Origin of the sequence: Roseomonas mucosa ATCC BAA-692, from assembly GCF_000622225.1 — a bacterium.
Lineage (GTDB): Bacteria > Pseudomonadota > Alphaproteobacteria > Acetobacterales > Acetobacteraceae > Roseomonas > Roseomonas mucosa.
Genome location: NZ_KK211413.1, coordinates 73661 through 93026 on the forward strand (window position 1 = coordinate 73661; position 19366 = coordinate 93026).

The following is a 19366-nucleotide window of genomic DNA, read 5'->3' on the forward strand; positions in this document are numbered from 1 at the left end:
GGCGGCTGTCACCTCGTCATTCCCGCCGTCGCGCCTCCTTCTCCGTTCCGCCGGCCCCATCGGGTGATGCCATAGCCAGCCGTGTGCCTCTCCGGGAGGGCCAGCCCCAGCGGGTGCCCAGCGTTCCGGCCGCTCCCAGCAGGGCGAGGCCCAGGGCCTCGGCACGCCGGTGATGCACGCGCTCCGCCAGGGGATCGCGCCGGAGCAGCCGAATCGTCAGGCTTTCCGCCAGTTTCTGGATCACTCCTACTTCCACAGAGAGACGCAGATCCTGGATCTGTGTCGAAAAAGCGCGTGAGGCGTCCAGCAATCCGGCGGTTTTCTCCGCCAGCGTGGCGATCACGCCACGCAGGGCGGGGCTGGCGGCAGGAGCGTCCAGCGCCTCCACCCCGATCCCGGCGCGTTCCAGCAGGTCCCGCGGCAGGTAGACCCGGTCCAGGTTCCGGCGGTCCTTGGCGCAGTCCTGCAGGTGGTTGATCATCTGCAGGGCGCTGCACAGGGCGTCGTTGCGCGGCCAGAGGGCCCGGCTCTCACCATGCACGTCCAGCACGAAGCGTCCGACCGGCGAGGCGGAATAGCGGCAATAGTCCATCAGCTCCGCCCAGTCCGCGTAGCGGAGCCGGGTCACATCGCGGCGAAAGGCTTCCAGCAGGTCCAGCGGGTGCTGCTCGTCCAGCCCGCGCTCGCGCAGCACCCGGTGCAGCGCCTCGCCCTCAGGATTGGCGCCTGCCTCGCCCCGCAGCCCGCGCTCCATGCGGGCGAGCTGCTCCAGCTTCTCCGCCGGGGCGGCGGTGGGATGGTCGGCCACGTCGTCGGCGATCCGGGCGAAGCGGTAGAAGGCCAGGATGGCCGGACGGTGCCGGGCGCTGACGAGATGCGAGGCGACGGGGAAGTTCTCGTCCCCCGAGCCCTTGCCGGAAGCGAGATCGGCGGCCTGGGTCATGGCCGGGCTCCTCCGGTGCTTGTGCCGGTGCCGGAACCCTGGCCGGCCGTTTCCATCTGCGCCTGGGCGCGGCCCTTCCACATGCCGCCCCGGCCACGCCGGACATCGAGCGCGGAACGCAGCGTGAAGACCGTGTAGGCGAGGCCGATGGCAGGCAGGGCCAGGCCCCAGAGCACCGCGCCCGGCGGGGACAGCCGGTAGAAGCGGAGCATCGGATGGAAGGCCAGGGCCATCAGCCCCCAGGCCAGGAAGCCCAGGAACTGCGCCCAGCCGCCCGCGAAAAGCGCCAGCAGCACCGGCAGCATGTAGGTCACAACCATCCCCAGCACCGTCCCGGCCAGGAGCCAGGGCGAATAGCCGAGCTGCGCATAGGCGGAGCGGGACACCATCCGACCGATCTCGGCCACGCTGCGATAGGGGCGCAGGCTGGCGGCGCGGTAGGTCAGGCTGAGGCGGATCGGCCCCTGCGCCTTGAGCCGGCGGCCCAGGGCGCAGTCGTCGATGATCTCGTGCCGGATGGAGTCGATGCCCCCGGCGGCCTCCAGCGCCGTGCGGCGGACCAGCATGCAGCCCCCGGCGGCGGCGGCCATCGGGTTGCGGTCGTCGGAGACCCAGCGGGAGGGATAGAGCATCTGGAAGAAGAAGACGAAAGCGGGGATCAGGAAGCGTTCCGCCGCATTGGCGCAGGAAAGCTCCGCCATCAGCGAGACCAGGGCGCAGCGGTCGCGCTCCGCCCGCGCCACCAGGGCGCGCAGGTTGGTCGGCGTATGGCCGATATCGGCATCGGTCAGCAGCAGGTATTCCGGCGGCGCCTCGCCAGTCCCGGCGCAGGCATGGGCCACGCCCTGGCGCACGGCCCAGAGCTTGCCGGTCCAGCCCTGCGGCAGCGGGATGCCGGGCAGAACCTCCAGCCGCTCCTCGGCACCGGGGATGGCGCGTGCCGCCTCGGCCGTGCCGTCGGTGCTGCCGTCATCCACCAGGATGACGCGGAAGGGGCCGGGATAGCGCTGCGCCAGCAGGCTGCCGACCGAGCGGGCGATGACATCGGCCTCGTTGCGGGCGGGGACCACGGCGGTGACGGCGGGCCAGGAGGCGGGGTCGGGGGCCTCGTCCCGATCGTCGCGGTCGCGGGCCAGCCAGAAGCCGCCGCGTGCCAGCAGCATGACGAGCCAGATCGCCACGGGCACGAGTGCAAGCAGGGTGAGAAGCATTCAGTGCAGGTAGCCTGCCTCGCGAAACCAGGCCAGGGCATCGGCCACGCCCTGCTGGTACGGGCGGGCGCTGTAGCCCAGCTCCCGTTCCGCCTTGGCGGAGGAGAAGAACATCCGGTAGCGCGACATGCGCAGGCCATCCACGGTCAGCAGCGGCTCCTTGCCGGTGATCCGCGCCACCGCCTCGAAGCCGTAGGCGAGGGGGTAGAGCGGGCCGCGCGGCAGGCTGATCCGGGGCGGCTTGCGCCCGGTCAGCCCGGCGATCACCGAAAGGAGTTCCTTCAGCGACACGTTCTCGCCGCCCAGGATATAGCGTTCGCCGATCCGCCCGCGCTCGAAGGCCAGCAGGTGCCCGGCGGCGATGTCGTCCACATGCGCGAAGTTCAGCCCCGTATCGACGAAGGCGGGCATCTTGCCGCGCGCCGCATCCAGGATCATGCGCCCCGTGGGTGTCGGGCGGATGTCGCGCGGCCCGATCGGGGTGGAGGGGTTCACGATGACAGCGGGGAGATTCTCCTTCGCCACCATCTCCTCGACCACCCTCTCGGCCCAGGTCTTGGATCGCTTGTAGACGCCGATCGCCTCTTGCGGCGCGGCAGGGGAGGTCTCGTCCACCGGGCCGGTGGCCCCGGCGATCCGAAGCGTGGCCACGCTGCTGGTATGGACGATGCGCTCCACGCCTTCCTTCAGCGCGGCGCGCATCAGGTTGCGCGTGCCCTCCACATTGGCGCGCGTCATCACCGAGGGATCGGGCGCCCAGAGCCGGTAATCCGCTGCCACGTGGAAGAGGTAGCGCATCCCCTTGAGCGCGGCGGCGAGGGATGCGGCATCGGTGAGGTCACCCTGCACCACCTCGAAGCCCAGGCCCGACAGGTTGCTGCGTGGGCTGGTGGGACGGATGAGGGCGCGCACCTCCAGCCCGCGGGCCAGAAGGCTGCGCGCCACGGCGGAGCCGAGAAAGCCGGATGCGCCCGTGACCAGGACCTTGTCGCCGGGGCGAAGGGGCACCGGGGACGGCTGATCCGTCCGATCGCCAGCCTGTTCCATCGATTCGGGGAGCTCCGGATCGGCCTGTGCTGCGGCGGGCCAGAACTGCCCGGGCTTCCCGCCGGCTGGCCGGATACGGGGCGGAAAGCCGGCGCAAGTTAGCCCAAATGAGCGGGGTATGAAAATGGCCCTGGCGCGATTATGGCGGAAAAACAGGCAAATAGGCCATGGAATGGCGGGACGCGTGCATCGCGCACGACATGCTTGTGCTTCCGGACCATGCCAGGCCGTCCGATGGAGAAAGTACCGGAAGCGGGCCAGATCGTTATGAAAACCGGAGTTTGTGCAATCTTCCGGCGATCACAGGAAGTTTTATCTATTGTGAAGATTTATCTCGTGTTATGAGACATCTCACAAGGCGCATCGATGCTCGCAGTGTTCACCCTTCCTGAACGCTTTTCATGCGGAACTGATGCCCGAACATGGAACAGAAGGTTTGCTCGCCATGGACATGAACTGGGTCGGACGGCTCGCCGGCCAGGACATCCTCCCCCCACACGTGACCGAGGACCCCGCCTTGCTGGCCTCCATCGACGAGGATCTCCGCCAGGCTTCCGCTGCCATCGACGCGGCGCTGGTTTCCCCGATGCGGGCCATCAAGGCACAGCACATCGCCCGTGCCATGGCGCATATGGCCGAAGCCCAGCGCATCCAGCGCGTGTTGGAAGTCGCCGCGCAGCGCGAGGGCTGAGGAAGCCTCATCCGAGCGGCGCGGCGGGGATCAGCCGAAAGGGCGCAACCTGTCCCGCCACCCTGGCGAATACAGCGGCACCATGGCCCGAAGCGGATCTTCCCCGGATTCCGCTTCCGCCATCTCATCCGGCAGGGCCGGCTTTGCCAGGCGCAGCAGAAGCGGGCGCGGCAGGAGCTTCCGGTCCGGCTGGCCCGTCCCGCAACGTTCGACCCGCTCCTCACGCCGGGTAGCCTGCAGCGCCGCCAGGGGCTTGATCAGCCGGCGCATTTCCCGCTGCACCATGTCCGCTGCCCAGTTCTGGTGCGCCGCGCCGAAGATGGCGGTGGCGACTGCCCATGATTCGCCTTCGGAATGCCCTGTTCGCCGCAACTCCTCGTATTGCCGGGCAGCCTCGCGAGCGGCGAGGAGATCGAGCGTCGTAGGGGGAGGGGAGGATTCGTGGGCCATGGGCGAAGGTTAGCGAAAAAAGAACAAATAGGGAACAAAAACCTCATGCGAAAACACGCCCGGAACTGATGGGTGTGAAGTCCAGGGATCGGGCATGATGGTGCGCCATGGTCCAGGGGCTGGTCGAGACCGGTGGTGCGAACCAGATCAAAGCTATGATGAGGAAATTGGCTGGGGAACCTGGATTCCCTGATCAGCCGACCACGCTCTAGGCCTTCAAGGCTTTCCAGGCCGCCCGCGAAGGATTTGTGGACCACGAATCCGGACCCGTCAACCGCGTCACCCGGACGGCAGTGAAGCACCGCAGGCACCGCTGAGTCCCCCCGCCGACCGCCTCCGCCTGCCCAGAATTCCTTGTCATCGTCCTGGGTGGCCGGTGCGCCCGCACCAGCGGTCCAGTCCCTGATCGCTGGACATAACGGTTCTTCAGGCGGCCGTTCCGGCGTCATCGCGAACCTCTTGTCCTTGCATGCGTGCAGTAATGCCTGGCGGCCTGAGCCCGCGACCGCTGTGGTCCCATCAATGGTAGACATGAGGGCGCTCCCGGGTAGCGAGCACAGTACCGACCAGCCGGGTCAGGCGCCGCAGGGAACCGCCCTGCCACGCAGCTTCCAGAGCGGCGAACTCGACACCATCAAGCGGCAAAGCCCACCGGCGGTCCAGGCCGCGCTCAATGGTCAGGCTCTCCAGGATGCGACCAGCTAGGGAAGCGAGGTGTTCGGACCTCGGCTTCGGGAAGGAAAGGGCCAGAAAGCGGTCCCGCAGCGCGACTGGCACATCGTCCAGTCCGTTAGCCGTGGCGAACCAGATCACATGGGCCAGGTTGACCGGCGCCTCGAGATAAGGATCACGCCAGCACCTGGCTGTTCGCGGCTCCAGCATCGACAAAAGGGCATCGAGAAGGCTCCCGTTGACCTTGGCTGTGCCCGCCTTGTCTACCTCGTCCAGGATGACGGCAGGTGAGGCATGTCGATAATCCCGCATGAGGCTTGCTGGAGAGGAGGGACCGCCGGTGCTCCATCGGCGGGCGGTACCCGCGAAGGCTGCATCGGCCACTCCGCCGCAGCCATAGATCTGCGATGGCAGGTTCAGGAGCGTGGCCAGCCGCAGGGCGTAGGTCGTCTTCCCGCAGCCGGGCGGTCCGACCAGCAGAGTTGGCCGCAGCGCAACATATGGCCTGCCGACGAGTTCGCCGAGGATAACCTCCGTGACGGCCGCTGCATGCGGGAATTCTGCATGGAGCGATCGCCGTACCTCTGCCAGGTCAGACACTGGCTCCAGAGGAAGCCGCAGGTTCAGGAGGTCCTTGAACTCCTTGAAAACCCGCTGCCCAGCCGCGGTAGACAGATTACCGATCTCCATGAACACGATGTCCGATTGGCACCGTGCGTCAGTGCCCGTACCACAGGCGCCAGTCTCGTCAGGCGCGGGTGTCTCATCCTCCTTCATGAACTGCGTGGCCAAGCTAGATTGAGACTTCGTCCGGGCAGGTGCCTGGTCAGCAGTAGGTGATGAGCCGGATTTTCCTGAGCGGTTAGCCAACATCTTGGCCATCATCTGCTCGCCGGGGCCAGCGAGTGCGGCCTCCAGGAACACCGTCGCCCCATTTCGGGACCAACGTTCGGGCAACTCGATCTGCCCGGTCGCTGCCAGCAGCCAGCCGACGGCTGACCTGGCACGATGGATAGCCTCATGCTGCTCGATGCCGGGCTCATAGGCACGGGCGACCGCGAAGGCCGCGACCTTGTGGATTGACGCGGCATGCCCCGACAGGGCGGCATAGAGATAACAGCGGATATCCCCATGCATCTGTGCCAGGGAGGGCAGTCTGCGTTGGGCCAGGAAGCCCTCGATGGCTTCGGCTGCCGTGATGTAGTCTTTGACCACTGGCTTCTCGGTCAGGTCGCTAAGAGCCAGGATCAATGCGTGGGTAGCGAGGTCCTGAGGGTCCAGGAACTCGACTGCGCGTGCAGCAAAATGCCCGGCATCTTGGTGTACATCATCTCGAAACAGCGCACAGCCATCCAGGACCTCGGGAAGCGAGGGCACACGCTTCCCGGCAGAAGCCTCGGCAGAGATGTGGTTCAGGTGATCGCGACGTGCGGTGACGACGTCGATAACTCGGCGCGTGTTTGAGACCTGCCCGGAACGGCTCATGAGAGCACCTCCGCCGCCTGGTAGTGAGGCGCACATCTCCTGGCACCGGACAGCCCGACGCGCAGCATGATAGTCATGGGGGTGAAGCCCTGCGTTCGAGTGGCGTTTACCCACCTCCCGCACCGAGGCGCGGGAGGTGGGGGGAACGGAAGAGCCAGGCCTCACACGGTCAGCGGCAGTCCGCTAACGCCTCAGGCCTGCGCCATCCGCCCTGTTCGTATTCGCAAGGTGTCCAGAGGACGGATCGCCCACCAAGCCTGGGTCAGGCTCCTGGCAGCGGCATCAAAGGCCGAGATGTCGGCGCGGTCCGTCATGGAGAGAACGTATGTAGAACGATGTAGGCCGTCAACGACGAAATGCGATTCGTGGAGACCGCTGTCGATGTGATGAGGTGGGCAGGCTCACCGGGGTGCATGGAACCTGCCACAGGCTCGTTGCAAGGCGCGAACTGTAGGGAACATAGGAAGTGAGTTCAGCGCGATTCGTAGGGGAGATGGCCAAAACAGGATGCAGATTCAGAGGCTTGCAAGCGCTGAATCGCGCCTGCGCGAAGAGAAATAATCTGGCGATGCTGAGCACCTTGGCAGACAATAGTGCCTCGCTCGCCGGGAGATCCGCACGATGAGCCATAGCCAGCCGCAGGAAACGACGGACTACGAGTCCGCGCTGGAGATGCGTGCCGGGGGCAGCCTGTCGGCAGAGGATGTCGGACATCTTCTGGGCGTCACCCTTCAGGAAGTCGACAAGCGGCGCCGGGAGCGAGCTCTCCTGGCTATCCAACACGGCGACGAATGGGCCTACCCGCGCGCGCAGTTCGCCGGGACGGAAACAATCCCCTACCTCGCGAGGGTGGTGGAGGGCCTCGAAGTCTCCGGCCCGTGGGTGACATCCGAGTTTTTAATCACCCCTGATGACACCCTCGACGGCCTGACACCCAGGGAGGCGCTACTACAGGGTGGCGAGATGCGTGATCGAGTCTTGAGCCTCGTGCGGGGCTGGAGCGAGGGAGAGGGTTTCCCTTGAGCGCATGGACGGCCGCTACGCGTCCCTTCAGATGAGTACATTCCGCTGATTGCGCCCCGAGCTCCTAGCCTAGCCGCTCAGCCAACTTGGCCACCTGGATGCACTTCCAGGTAAGAGACGAAGCGGGAAGCCGCTGCCATCTTCGGCCCTGGCCAAGCCTCCGGAGTGACCGGCCATGCGGCTTACTGCGCTGGCTGGAGCACCGGTGAGGACGAGGCGGGAGGATTAGCTTCCAATTCGGCAATCAACTGCTTCATCTCGCCGATCTCCCGCACCTGGGCCTCGATGATGCTGTCGGCCAGTTGCCGAACGCGAGGATCCCGGATGCGGGCGCGCTCGCTAGTCATGATGGCGATGGAATGGTGCGGGATCATCGCCTTCATGTAGGCCACGTCGCCCACCGTCTGCTGGCTTCTGACCAGCCACAGCGCCCCCGCGAACACCAGGACGCTGGCGCCGAGGATGGCCATGTTGGCGGTCCGGTTGCGATACATGCCCAACATGAACAGCAGCATGATGACCGCCATGGTCGCTCCCATGACGAGTGCCATCCAAGTCCGGGTCTGGCTGTAGAAGACGTGGTCCAAGGCGTAGGTGTTCAGGTACATCAGGCCGAACATGATCACGGTCGAGGTCAGGATCATCAGGCCGAAGCGCGTATAGCTCATGGCAGAGTGTCTCTCTGAAAGGCCGGGCATCTTCAGTCCCGGCAAGCCTCGGCATCAGGAATCGGTTGAGGGGTGGCCGACGCCCGCAGGCATCGGCCATGTGGGGAACCCGTCCGATTGGACGTTCGTCAGGCTCAGGCGATCGGGCCGCCGCTCTCCGGGAAGACGTACCAGGAGCCGATGTCGCTGATGCCCTCCACGAAACCTGGCACCTCGGCGAACATGAAGTCGCTCTGCCGCAGGTCGTCCTTGCCGACGCCCTCGAGGAGAATGGACCCCGCGAAGGTGCCGTCCGCCTCCATGCCCCAGCCGACCAGGGCGCCCTCGGCGGTGTCCCGGACCACGACATCCGCGGGCTGGATACCCTCCATGAAGGCGATGTGGTCGAAGGCGCCCTGGGCATCGCCGGTCGCTTCGAAGTCCAGGACCACGTCGTGGCCGCTGTCCATCGACACCATGAAGGCGTCAGCGCCGGTGCCGCCGACCAGGGTGTCGTCGCCCATGCCGCCGTTCAGCATGCCGTGCGCGGCGCCCTCGTCGAGGTAGTCGTCCCCGTCGCCGCCCATGAGCTCGTCGGATTCCGCCCCGCCTGAGAGCCTGTCGTCGCCAGCCTCGCCCATCAGGCGGTCCATGCCGTCGCCGCCCTGGAGATGGTCGTCCCCGGCCAGCCCGAAGACCGTGTCCGATTCCGACGACCCGGCCAGGGCGTCGTCACCGTCGGTGCCGCGGAGGATGGCGTTCCCCTCGATGTTGAAGCTTAGGGTGCGGCCGTTGAACAGGTGGTCGGCTAGAACATCGAACACCGCGCCCGCTTGCGGCTCGCCAACGATGTTGGGCCCGGCGACGCTGGGCGTCGGCGCCTCGTCGGATGGGCCCACGGGTTCCCGCAAGCCAGGCGGCAGTTCGGCCGCGTCGCCAAACATGAAGTCGTCCTGCGCCAGAGCCGCCTTGGACACACCTTCCAGCAGGACGGATCCGCCCTCCCAACTGACCTGTACCCCGTCCGCGGTGTCGGCAAAGGCCAAATCCGTCCACTGGAGGCCGTCCATGACCGCCAGGTGGTCGAACATGCCGGGACCGGCGGTGAAGTCCTTGATGACGTCGTGGCCGCTCGTCCGGCCGATCATGAAGGCATCCGGGCCGCCGCCGCCGACCAGGGTGTCGTCGCCCATGCCGCCGTCGACGGTGCTGTGGCCCTCGCCCTCGTCGAGGTAGTCATTCCCGGCGCCACCCCGCACCGTGTCGGCGCCCGCGCCGCCGTACAGGGTGTCATTGCCGTCGCCACCCTCGACCTCGTCGTCGCCCATGTTGCCGGAGACGAGGTCGGCGACCGCACCGCCATGGAGGACGTCGTCCATGCCGCCCCCGCCGATGCGGTCGTCGCCGCCCAGGCCCCAGGTGAACTCGGCGCCGTCAGTGCCGCCCAAGGTGTCGGGGTTCTCACCGCCGAAGGTGACGTTATGAACGTGGTCACCGGCCGTGAAATTGAAGTGAAGCCCGCCCAATGCGCCGTGCAGGCTGTCCGCCCCACGGTTTGCGAGGCTCGCGAGAAGGTTGTCGTGGTGCTGGCCCCAAGTCATGCCGAAGCTCCGTCAGAACGTGTTGACCCGCTCGGGAAGCGCTTGTGCTTCCGGTTGAGGCGACAAGGACCAGGCCCGATGCCCGGTCCCTGTCTCGGCGTCAGGCGCTCATCTCGCGGCAGGACGCGGCACACTTGCGACACTGCGCGACGCAGTCCTCCATGCCACCCACGGCCTCGCAGCTTTTGGCGCACTCCTCGCAGATCTCGGCGCATTCGGCGCAGGTGTGCTTATGGTGGGGCGTGCCGATCAGCATCATGTTGGCGGAGGTCTGGCAGATGGTGGCGCAAGCCATCATGAGCCTGAAGTGCTGCGGCTCTACGTGCTTGCCGCCCGCCTCGAGGCAGTGGTTCATGGCCATGCCGAGGCAGGTGGAGTGGCAGCGCAGGCATTCCTCGATGCAGGCCTGCATGGCGGGGGTCATCTGATGCATTTCTCTTCTCCGTAAGGGCTTCCATGAGGGAAGGCTCGCCGACCCGTGCGCCGGGCCGACGGCCGGTCCAGGTGGAGCGCTGGCTTGGTCCCGCGCCCTCTCGGCAGCGGTAAGGCCACGCTCCGCCATCCGCGGGCCATTGGCTCCGCGGACGGCTTGGTGCGCCCTATCGGGGTGGTGGAGAGGGAAGGTCCGGCGTGATGCCCACGACCGCCGCCGTGGGCGTGGCGAAGAAGCCGCCACGGCTGACCAGGAGCGCGGCCTGAAGTCTCGTCGTCGGCAGCAGCGCGGCGCCGCTCCCGCAATGCCCGAGGGTGCAGCACCCGGGCCGCATGCCGTCGTCACCGCAGTTCGGGCAGCACTTCTTCCCAGTCCCTCGGCCCTTCATGGCGGGGCCGGATGAGCGCATGGCCTGGGACGCGGGTGCCGGACGGCCCGCATGGACGGAGGCCTGCATGGCGACCGGGACGGCGGACGCCATGGGGGCACCACGATGGGCCGAAGCGGGCACGGCAAGCAGGGACACGCACAGGGTGAGCGCCAGAACAACTACAGCTTGGATTGCGCTCGCCGTCAGGCGCATCGGTTCGTCCGCTCCACTGGTACCCCAGTAAGGCGTCAATCCAGGCCGGGTTGCGCTTCCAGCCGCACAAGGCGGCGATCCGGGACACGCCGTCCCGACCTGGGCCACCAGGGCGTCAGAGTGGCCGCCGGAGCCACGGCCGGGTTGCGTTGACCTGGCAAGACGCCTGCGGCTGCCGAGGATCCTGTACGATCGCCGTCAGCCGCGGCCAGGGCCGAACGAGGAACTCCCACCGCGCTCCACTCCCGGCCTGACGTCGTCGCGCGCCTCCCCGTGACCGGCATGCCCGCCGTGGCCGTGGTGCATGAACAGATGCATCAGGGGGCAGGCCAGCAGGAGCAGGTACGGCAGCACGCCGAGGACGTGCGCGTAGTGCTCCCGCAGGACATAGAACGCGGCGATCAAGGCGAACCCGATGACGGCGATGCCGGTCCGGCTGCGCCACCAAGAGGAATCAGCATGGTCATGCATCTTGGATCTCCTTCCCACATCCGGATCATTGCCCTCCGGTCCGTGCCCGCGCCTTGATCTGGGACAAGGCACCGGGGAGCCTTCCGCGTCGACGCCCGGCTGGGTCCAGCGGACAGGTGGTTCACGCACGGAGCGCCGCGCCGACATGGCCAGCGCTCCGCGTTGGCACGCGGCTGGCTACACGCCCTCGGGGCGCGGGCTGGTCGACGTCATCTCGGCAACGGCCCAGAAGACCAGCACCATCACAACGATTTCCCAGCCGATCGAAGCTGCGAGGCGGGCGCCGGAGCCCGGTGCCCCGGCAGCCAGGGCTGGAGTCAGTCGGAAGCGGTGCCAGGCGGCGAAACCCAATAAGGCGCCGACCAGCGCGACCTTGACGAGCAGGGCCCAGCCGTAGGCGGTGGTCACCAGCAGGTCCAGTTGTCCGACCAACAGCCACGCCAGCGTCACACCGGCCAGGATAAGACCACCGACGACCCAGGAGGCTGCCCGCGCCCACTCCTCGACCACGGTGACGGCCCCCGGGCCCGCTCGCTTGGAGGCGATCAGGAGGGGCCACAGGCTGCCCGCCCAGAAGGCCGCCGCAAGCAGGTGCACCACCAGCGCCGTGGCCAGCAGCCACCGTGGCTGGTGCTGCGTCGTATGGCCGACCGCCGTGAAGCTTGCGGCGACCGCGAGCACGCCAGCGGCCCCGAGCGGCCAGGCCGCGCGTCCAATCCGGGTCGCCAGCGCCACGGCCAGCAGGCCCGCCCAGGTGACCAGCACGGACATGCCGGGACGCGAACCCAGCATCATCTCCCAGATCTCGGCGTCGAACGGATCGCCATCCGACGCCAGGGCGACCTGGGCCGCTAGCCAAGCAAGGCTCGAGCCCAATCCCGCCGCCACCATGACCAGGGTCAGGCGGCGGCATGCGGCGACGTCACCGGCGTCCTGTAGGCGCCCGAAGCCCATGGCGAAGATGGCAAGGCCAGCCGCACCGAGGCACGACACGTAGTAGGCGAAGCGCAGCGCCACGGAGAGGGCGCGCAGCAGGTCCGGCTCAGGCCCAAGCAGTTCGAGGATCACCGGGCCGCGTTCACCGCAAACCGCACCGCCCCGCTCATGACGTGGCCGTCGTCGCCCATCGCGCGCCACTCGAGCCGATAGGCGCCGGGACGCAGGGGAGCCACCAGCGTTGCCGTCACCTGGCTGGACGCAGCCCGGCCACCTTCGCGACGCACCTGGTGCTCCCGGCCGCCCTCGTCGAGCAGGCGCAACGCGGTCACGCGGCAGTCTTCGGTGAAGGCCAGGCTGAGCGTGCGGGGGGACGCGTTCAGCGTTGCGCCGTCGGCCGGGTCGGACGAGTGCATCATCGCGTGCGCGGAGGCGGCGCCGGGAACCAGGACGCCGAGGGCGGCGGCGAGGATGCCGTGGCGGAGGAAGGTGGAGCGAGAAAGCATGGAAATCTCCTGTCAGCGCTCGCCGCGGCCTGCCGCCCCGGCGATCATCCGACCCCCTCAATAAGCAGGCAGTGGACACCCCGCAGCGGCGTTTTCCCACCATTTTATTGCTGCTGGGCTGCTACCCACGTCGGGAACACGGCGAACATGGACGACCTCACCTCGCGGGCTGCCGGGACAGCCAAGTCCGCAGGTGGCTGATCTCCTGCTGCTGCTTCTGGATGACCTCCTCGGCCATCTTCCGCATCTCGGGGTCGCGGCCATGCTCGAGTTCCACGCGAGCCATGTCGATGGCGGCTTGATGGTGCTTGGCCATCATGCTCGCGAAGTCCCGGTCGGCGTTACCAGAGGGGGCCTCGGCCGCCATCTCCCGGTTCATCTTTTCCATGGCGGCGTGGTACCCGGCTGTGGCGCCTTGGGCGGCCGCACCCTGGCCGGTCGCGGATTGACTGGCGCCCTGCGCCAGCGAGGGCGCAGCCCACAGGAGCGGGGCCGCAATGATAGCCAGGGCGGCCGAATGGGCTGCGCGGCGGTCGATCGTCATCGGCTTCGGTCCTTTGCTCTGGTCGGACGCGATGCCCCGAGACCGACCGCGCGTGACACGGCCGGTGAACATCGTTCTCGACGCCTGCTTTAACGATCGCTGCGGACGTCGGGATCGTCGGCCAATTACAACGCTTTATTGCAGCCCACGCCGACAGTTCCACGAGGGAACCGCACCGTCACCACCGTCCCGCGTCCCGCGGCGCTCTCGATGGCTAGCCCGCCGCCGTGGGCCTCGACAATGGCGCGCGCGGTCGAGAGGCCGAGGCCGCTCCCGCCGCCCGCCGCACGCGTGCGGTCGCCGCGGAAGAACGGCTCGGTAACCCTTGGCAGATCCTCCGGCGGAATGCCGGGACCGTGGTCGCCGACCCGCACCAGCACGTCGTCGGCGTGGGCCTCAACCTCCACCCAGGGATCGCGCCCATGGCGCGCGGCATTGGCCACCAGGTTGGTCACGGCCCGCTTCACAGCGACGCGCCGCACCGATGCAACCGCCTCCTCGTCCATGCGCCCCTCCCGGACGGGGGTGCCCGCCTCGGCGAACTCGTCCACGACGGTGCGGAGGAGCGCGGTGAACGCCAGCGGCTGGACGGCCTCACCAGCATGCCCCCCGCGCAGGTAGGCGAGCACGTCTGAGACCATGGTCTCCATCTCCGCAAGGTCGCGCCGAACCGGCTCCCGGACCTCGTCGGGCATCTCCTCGGCGCGCAGGCGCAGGCGGGCGATCGGCGACATTAGGTCGTGCGACAGCGCGCCCAGGGCCAGCGTCCGCTGCCGGAACGCGTCGCGCGTCCTGGCGGCCATGTCGTTCAGCGCCTCGGCCAACTGCCTCACCTCGCGGGGGCCGGAGGCTGCCAGGAGCGGCGCCGCGCGCTCGATGTCCATGCCGGAGACGGTCCTTGCCAGGGCGGCAACCGGCGCCGAGACCGAGCGCGCGGCGACGCCTACGGCCACCAGCAGCGCCAGGCCGATGGCGGCCGCATAGAGGTGCAGCGCACTCCTGTCGGCGGACAGGACGTTGAGGGAGGCGATCTCCACGTCGAGCCAGGATCCATCCTGGAGGCGCGCCATGGCAGCGATGTCGACGATCCGGTCCGATGTCGCGTCGTGGCGCCCGGGGCGGACCCGCACCTCGGTGGCGAGGCCCGACAAGGCCAGGGTGCGGGCTGCCAGAGTGCCCCACTCACCCGGAAGAGGGTGTTCGGGCGTGGGCGCCGGGTCGCGCCGCCAGTGCACGCTCAGGTCCACCCGGGAAAGGGCGTGCGCCACGTGGTCGCGGTCCGCCTCGGGCGCGGCGCCCACGGCGTCCATCAGTGTCGCGAGGCGGTGGGCCAGCAGTTCCTCGGTCCCGCGCTCCACCGCTTGGCGGAGGAGGATGTCGTGCACCCCGATCATGGCCGCGAAGAGAACCGCGAAGCCGACCGTCAGTGCCGCGAGCGTGCGGGCGGCCAGGGACTGCGGGATGAAGCGCCTCACGCCGACCATTCCACGGGGCTCGATAGCAGGTAGCCGATGCCCCGCACGGTCTTGATCAGGCCCGGCTCACCATCCTCGTGCGGACGAGGACCCAGCTTGGCGCGTAACCGGCTGATCTGCACGTCCATGGAGCGGTCCAGCCCGCCGTAAGGGCGGTTCCGGGCGAGGTCCAGGAGTTGGTCGCGCGTCAGGATCCGCTGCGGCCGCTCGACGAAGGCGAGCAGGAGGTCGTACTCGCCGCTCGTCAGTTCGACGGCCACCCCGTCCGGCCGGAGCAGTTCGCGCCGCCTGGTGTGCAGGGACCACACGGCAAAGCGCGCCACCTCATGCCCCAGCGCACCCGGGGAGCCCTCCTGGTCTTCGACCCGGCGCAAAACAGCGCGGATGCGGGCCACCAGTTCGCGGGGATCGGCTGGCTTCACGACGAAGTCGTCGGCACCCAGTTCCAGTCCAATGACCCGGTCCGAGGTCTCGGCCAAAGCAGTGAGAATGATCACCGGCACCCGCCCCTCGGCGCGGAGGTCGCGGCAGAGTTCGAATCCCGACTGGCCGGGCAGCATCACATCGAGCAGGACGAGGTTCACCGGCGCCGCCGCCAGGAGGCGCCGCATCTCGACACCGTCCCGGGCGCCGGTGGCCCGGAACCCGTTCCGGCGCAGCAGGGAGAGCAGGAGCTTGCGGAGATCCTCGTCGTCCTCGACGACCAGGACGTGCCGCCCCTCGCCGGACATAGGAGGCAGGTCCGCGGGCGACGTGCCCCGGAAACCGTCGGTGGTGGAGCGGTCGGTCAATTTGCGTTCCCCTCGACCACGCCCGTCAGATGCGCGTGGTCCGCAGGCGCAGCGCGTTGCCGATCACCGAGACGGAGCTCAGCGCCATGGCCAGGGCCGCGACGATGGGGCTGAGCAACAGGCCCAACACCGGGTAGAGCACACCCGCCGCCAAGGGCACCCCAGCCGCGTTGTAGACGAAGGCAAAGAACAGGTTCTGCCTGATATTCCTCATCGTCGCTCGGCTCAGTGTCCGGGCCCGCGCGATGCCCGCGAGGTCGCCCTTCACCAACGTCACACCCGCGCTCTGCATGGCAACGTCCGTGCCGGTGCCCATGGCGATGCCGACATCGGCTTCGGCCAGCGCCGGGGCATCATTCACCCCGTCGCCCGCCATGGCGACAACCTTCCCCTGGGCCCGGAGCTCCCGGACGATGCGGTGTTTGTCCTCGGGCAGCACGTCGCCCTGGAACTCATCGATGCCGAGCCTGCGGGCCACCGCTTCCGCCGTCGTGCGGTTGTCGCCGGTCAGCATGACGATGTGGATGCCGCTGGCGCGCAGGCTCTCCAGCGCTGCGGGGGTGCTCTGCTTGACTGGATCGGCGACCGCGATGACGCCGCCCGGGCCTCCGTCCACCGCCAGGAACAGCGCCGTGCCGCCCTCGCGCCGGAGTTCGTCGGCCTTGGCGGCGAGACCACCCAGGTCCACCCCGAGCTCCTGCATCAGCCGCGCGTTGCCCAGCGCCACCCGGCGCCCGCTTACGATGCCGGTCACGCCCTTGCCGGTAACGGAGGCGAAGTCGGCGGGCTCGCCGAAGGCGATGCCGCGCTCCTTGGCGGCGGCCACGACTGCCGCCGCCAGTGGGTGCTCACTGGACCGCTCCAGGCTGGCCGCCAACGGCAGCACCTCGGCCTCGGTCAGGCCGGGAGCCGGAACCACGGCCACGACCTTCGGCTTGCCTTCCGTCAGCGTGCCGGTCTTGTCCACCACCAGCGTGTCGACCTTCTCCATGTGCTCTAGCGCCTCGGCGTTCTTGATGAGCACGCCTGCGGACGCGCCCTTGCCGACGCCGACCATGATGCTCATGGGCGTGGCCAGGCCGAGCGCGCAGGGGCAGGCGATGATGAGCACGGAGACAGCGGCGATCAGCCCGTAGGAGAGCGCTGGCGACGGACCCCAGACCGCCCAGGCGACGAAGGCGATGACCGCGATGGCCATGACGGCGGGGACGAACCAGCCCGCCACCGTGTCGGCCATGCGCTGGATGGGCGCCCGGCTGCGCTGCGCCTCGGCAACCATGGCGACGATGCGCGACAGCATGGTGTCGGAGCCGACCTTGTCCGCCCGCATCACCAGCGCGCCGGTGCCGTTCACCGTGCCACCGATGACCTTGGCGCCGGGCTGCTTCTCGACCGGCAGGGATTCGCCGGTCACCATGGACTCGTCCACGGCCCCGCTCCCCTCCAGCACTTCGCCATCCACCGGCACGCTCTCGCCCGGCCGCACGCGCAGCCGGTCACCCGCATGCACCTCGGCCAAGGGAATCTCCTCGTCCGAGCCGTCCGCACGGATGCGGCGCGCGGTCTTGGGCGCCATGTTGAGCAGGGCGCGGATGGCGCCGCCGGTCTGCTCGCGGGCGCGCAGTTCCAGCACCTGGCCTAGCAGCACCAGGACGGTGATGACGGCCGCAGCCTCGAAGTAGACGGCGACCGTGTCGTCCATCCTGCGGAACCCTTCGGGGAAGACGCCGGGCGCGAAGGTCGCGACCAGGCTGTAGAGATAGGCGGCGCCGGTGCCGAGCGCGATCAGGCTGAACATGTTCAGGCTGCGGTTCACGACCGACTGCCAGCCGCGCACAAAGAACGGCCAACCCGCCCAGAGCACCACGGGCGTCCCGAGCAGGAACTGGAGCCACACAGAGACCCTGGACGGCACCAGGTGGTGGATGTCGAGGCCCGGGATATGCGCACCCATCTCCAGCACAAGGATGGGAAGGGTCAGGACCAGGCCGACCCAGAACCGCCGCGTCATGTCGGCGAGTTCCGCGTTAGGCGCGGCCTCGGCGGTAACCTGTAGCGGCTCCAGGGCCATGCCGCAGATTGGGCAGTTGCCCGGGCCCTGCTGGCGGACCTCTGGGTGCATCGGGCAGGTGTAGATCGCGGCCTTCTCCGCCGCCGTCAGCGCGGCCACCTTCTCTGCCTTCAGATATCTGTCGGGGTCGGTCTCGAACTTTGACTTGCAGCCCGCCGAGCAGAAATGGAAGGCGGCGCCGCCGTGATGTGCGTGGTGCGGCGTCTTGGCCGGGTCGACCTCCATCCCGCAAACGGGGTCGCGGACCTTGGGCGCGTTGTTGTTGGCCGGGTGCACGGCCGGTGGCACATCATGGCCGTGATGGTGGCCATGGTGATGGTGGTGATCGTGATGACGCTCGTCCATCTGCGGCACTCCCTACGGCCGCCGTGGCCGTTCCATTGGGCTGAGATGGAGTTTCCCAGTGTGGGAAGGTCAAGGCGCCGCAAGGGTTCGGCCAGCGCCTTGACCTTCCCACGGGGGCAAGCCCCACCTGTGGCGCGGTCACTCGCGAGGAGAGCACGATGTACCGCTTCGAGGTTCCCGGCATGAAGTGCGGCGGCTGCGCCAAGAAGGTGGAGCGCGCCGTGAAGTCCAAGGACGCGTCGGCCGGATTTAGCGCCGACGTCGAAAACAGGCGGGTGACCGTCACCTCCTCCGTGCCGCAGGCGGAACTCGCCGCGGCCATCGAGCAGGCGGGCTACGCCAACCAGGTGGCCGCCTGAGGCCGCTGGCCGATGTCGCGTGACGGGGCGCCCGGGGGCGCCCCGCCCCGGGGGTCAGTGGTTCATCATTTGGCAGTGCTGCATCATCTGCTGCATCTCCGGCGACAGCGAGCCCCGCTGGGCCTGGGCCCGCATCTGCTGACAGTGCTGCATCATCTGCTGCATGTTCATGCCGCCCATGCCACCCATGTTGTGGCCCTGCATGCTGGACATGTCGTGGCCGGGCATGGAGCCCATGCCGCCCTGGGCGCCCGAGGTGGCCGTGGCGGCGGACGAGCCCGGCGGGGTGCTCGGCGCCGGGGTCAGGGACATCTGCGACGAGGTCGGGGTCGCTGCCGGGGGGCCTCCGGGCTGCGCGCAGGCGGCGACGCCCAGCAGCAGCGTCGCGGCCAAGGCGACCTTGCCGATCGCCTTCGATGTGATGTGGACCATGTGTCCTCCTAGGGGTGGCAGGGGTTCTTCGGGCGCCCCGGCCCGCCGCGGCCAGCCAGGGTGACGACGCTGCACGGTGGGTCGGAGGCCAGGCGCCGCGACCGACGCGCCGTGCAGGACGTGGGGTGAAGGCAGGCACTCGGGCGGCCCGCCGCAAGCGAAGGTGGCGGCCGCGCTCACACGGCCTCCAGGCCGCAGAAGCGCATCCACGGCCGCCAAGAGCCGTCGCGGCCGAAGGCGACGACCTCGTAGGTCGAGGGCTCCGCGCCCGGGACTTCCATGCCCGGCACGCCGACCGGCATGGCGGGCACGGATAGCCCGGCGACGCCGCTGGGCCTTTCCTTGAGCAGCCGCCGGATGGCGGCGGCCGGGACATGGCCTTCCAGGGCGTAGCTGCCGACCTTCCCAGCGTGGCACGACATCAGGTTGGGAGGCGTCCCGAGCGCCTGCCGGTGCGGGCCGACGGCGTCCACCACCTTGTCGTCCACCTCAAAGCCCTCGGCCCGCAGGTGTTCGACCCAGCCGCCGCAGCAGCCGCATGTGCGGTCCCGCCAAGCTTCCACCTTGGGCGGGCCACCGCAGGCCGTGGGCAACGCGGCCAGGCCGAGCAGGCCAGTGGTGAAGCTCCGGCGCGTGCTTCGGGCGGGCAT

General features: G+C 68.6%; 20 protein-coding genes. 3 read left to right on the forward strand and 17 right to left on the reverse strand.

Features of this window, described 5'->3' with window-relative positions:
* Positions 1 to 16 precede the first annotated feature (16 nt).
* The 3 genes from hpnC to hpnA are packed head-to-tail and all read right to left on the reverse strand — an operon-like array spanning position 17 to position 3162.
* On the reverse strand, positions 17 to 943 hold the full coding sequence (gene hpnC, locus BT98_RS0121855; RefSeq protein ID WP_019460558.1) for a squalene synthase HpnC: 927 nt from the start codon (positions 941 to 943) through the stop codon (positions 17 to 19).
* A complete protein-coding gene (locus tag BT98_RS0121860; RefSeq protein WP_019460559.1) occupies positions 940 to 2154 on the reverse strand; it encodes a glycosyltransferase in 1215 nt (404 codons plus the stop codon). Before BT98_RS0121860 ends, hpnC begins: the two co-directional genes overlap by 4 nt.
* Positions 2155 to 3162, reverse strand: coding sequence for a hopanoid-associated sugar epimerase (gene hpnA, locus BT98_RS0121865; protein ID WP_019460560.1), 1008 nt, complete (start codon positions 3160 to 3162; stop codon positions 2155 to 2157).
* Positions 3163 to 3637: 475 nt separating this feature from the next.
* On the opposite strand from hpnA, the gene BT98_RS25670 reads away from it, so the two are divergent.
* On the forward strand, positions 3638 to 3892 hold the full coding sequence (locus tag BT98_RS25670) for a hypothetical protein (protein ID WP_019460561.1): 255 nt from the start codon (positions 3638 to 3640) through the stop codon (positions 3890 to 3892).
* Between the two features lie 30 nt (positions 3893 to 3922).
* On the opposite strand, the gene BT98_RS0121875 is transcribed toward BT98_RS25670, so the two are convergent.
* Positions 3923 to 4342, reverse strand: a complete 420-nt coding sequence (locus tag BT98_RS0121875; protein ID WP_147292481.1) for a hypothetical protein — start codon at positions 4340 to 4342, stop codon at positions 3923 to 3925.
* A gap of 519 nt (positions 4343 to 4861) precedes the next feature.
* On the reverse strand, positions 4862 to 6499 hold the full coding sequence (locus tag BT98_RS26380) for an AAA family ATPase (protein WP_157223101.1): 1638 nt from the start codon (positions 6497 to 6499) through the stop codon (positions 4862 to 4864).
* 621 nt (positions 6500 to 7120) lie between these two features.
* Between BT98_RS26380 and BT98_RS25675 the strand changes: the two genes are divergently transcribed.
* A complete protein-coding gene (locus BT98_RS25675) occupies positions 7121 to 7522 on the forward strand; it encodes a hypothetical protein (protein WP_019460565.1) in 402 nt (133 codons plus the stop codon).
* Positions 7523 to 7704: 182 nt separating this feature from the next.
* Here BT98_RS25675 and BT98_RS0121895 read toward each other — a convergent pair whose 3' ends face one another.
* The 10 genes from BT98_RS0121895 to BT98_RS0121940 all read right to left on the reverse strand — a co-directional run bounded on the left by BT98_RS0121895 (position 7705) and on the right by BT98_RS0121940 (position 17925).
* Positions 7705 to 8190, reverse strand: coding sequence for a DUF305 domain-containing protein (locus BT98_RS0121895; RefSeq protein ID WP_019460566.1), 486 nt, complete (start codon positions 8188 to 8190; stop codon positions 7705 to 7707).
* A 134-nt stretch (positions 8191 to 8324) separates the two neighbouring features.
* Positions 8325 to 9770, reverse strand: coding sequence for a calcium-binding protein (locus tag BT98_RS28495; protein WP_037252090.1), 1446 nt, complete (start codon positions 9768 to 9770; stop codon positions 8325 to 8327).
* Positions 9771 to 9870: 100 nt separating this feature from the next.
* Positions 9871 to 10203: a four-helix bundle copper-binding protein gene (locus tag BT98_RS0121905; RefSeq protein ID WP_019460568.1), complete on the reverse strand. Its 333-nt coding sequence runs from the start codon at positions 10201 to 10203 to the stop codon at positions 9871 to 9873.
* A gap of 781 nt (positions 10204 to 10984) precedes the next feature.
* Positions 10985 to 11257 (reverse strand): DUF2933 domain-containing protein, encoded by a 273-nt coding sequence (locus BT98_RS0121910; protein WP_019460569.1) that lies wholly within the window; start codon positions 11255 to 11257, stop codon positions 10985 to 10987.
* Positions 11258 to 11434: 177 nt separating this feature from the next.
* Positions 11435 to 12325, reverse strand: a complete 891-nt coding sequence (locus tag BT98_RS0121915; protein WP_019460570.1) for a CopD family protein — start codon at positions 12323 to 12325, stop codon at positions 11435 to 11437.
* Positions 12322 to 12699: a copper resistance CopC family protein gene (locus BT98_RS0121920; RefSeq protein ID WP_019460571.1), complete on the reverse strand. Its 378-nt coding sequence runs from the start codon at positions 12697 to 12699 to the stop codon at positions 12322 to 12324. The genes BT98_RS0121915 and BT98_RS0121920 overlap by 4 nt, the downstream gene beginning before the upstream one ends.
* Positions 12700 to 12856: 157 nt before the next feature.
* The gene (gene copM / locus BT98_RS0121925; RefSeq protein WP_019460572.1) at positions 12857 to 13243 is read right to left on the reverse strand and encodes a CopM family metallochaperone; all 387 of its coding nucleotides are present in this window, start codon (positions 13241 to 13243) and stop codon (positions 12857 to 12859) included.
* Between the two features lie 125 nt (positions 13244 to 13368).
* Positions 13369 to 14727 (reverse strand): ATP-binding protein, encoded by a 1359-nt coding sequence (locus BT98_RS0121930; RefSeq protein ID WP_019460573.1) that lies wholly within the window; start codon positions 14725 to 14727, stop codon positions 13369 to 13371.
* Entirely contained in the window at positions 14715 to 15449 is a 735-nt protein-coding gene (locus BT98_RS0121935) for a response regulator (RefSeq protein ID WP_027297500.1), read from the reverse strand. The genes BT98_RS0121930 and BT98_RS0121935 overlap by 13 nt, the downstream gene beginning before the upstream one ends.
* Before the next feature lie 85 nt (positions 15450 to 15534).
* Positions 15535 to 17925, reverse strand: a complete 2391-nt coding sequence (locus tag BT98_RS0121940) for a heavy metal translocating P-type ATPase (protein WP_019460575.1) — start codon at positions 17923 to 17925, stop codon at positions 15535 to 15537.
* A 158-nt stretch (positions 17926 to 18083) separates the two neighbouring features.
* On the opposite strand from BT98_RS0121940, the gene BT98_RS0121945 reads away from it, so the two are divergent.
* Entirely contained in the window at positions 18084 to 18284 is a 201-nt protein-coding gene (locus tag BT98_RS0121945) for a heavy-metal-associated domain-containing protein (RefSeq protein ID WP_019460576.1), read from the forward strand.
* A 54-nt stretch (positions 18285 to 18338) separates the two neighbouring features.
* Here BT98_RS0121945 and BT98_RS0121950 read toward each other — a convergent pair whose 3' ends face one another.
* Both BT98_RS0121950 and BT98_RS0121955 read right to left on the reverse strand, forming a co-directional pair.
* Positions 18339 to 18716: a hypothetical protein gene (locus tag BT98_RS0121950; protein ID WP_019460577.1), complete on the reverse strand. Its 378-nt coding sequence runs from the start codon at positions 18714 to 18716 to the stop codon at positions 18339 to 18341.
* Between the two features lie 176 nt (positions 18717 to 18892).
* The gene (locus BT98_RS0121955; protein WP_237183255.1) at positions 18893 to 19366 is read right to left on the reverse strand and encodes a DUF411 domain-containing protein; all 474 of its coding nucleotides are present in this window, start codon (positions 19364 to 19366) and stop codon (positions 18893 to 18895) included.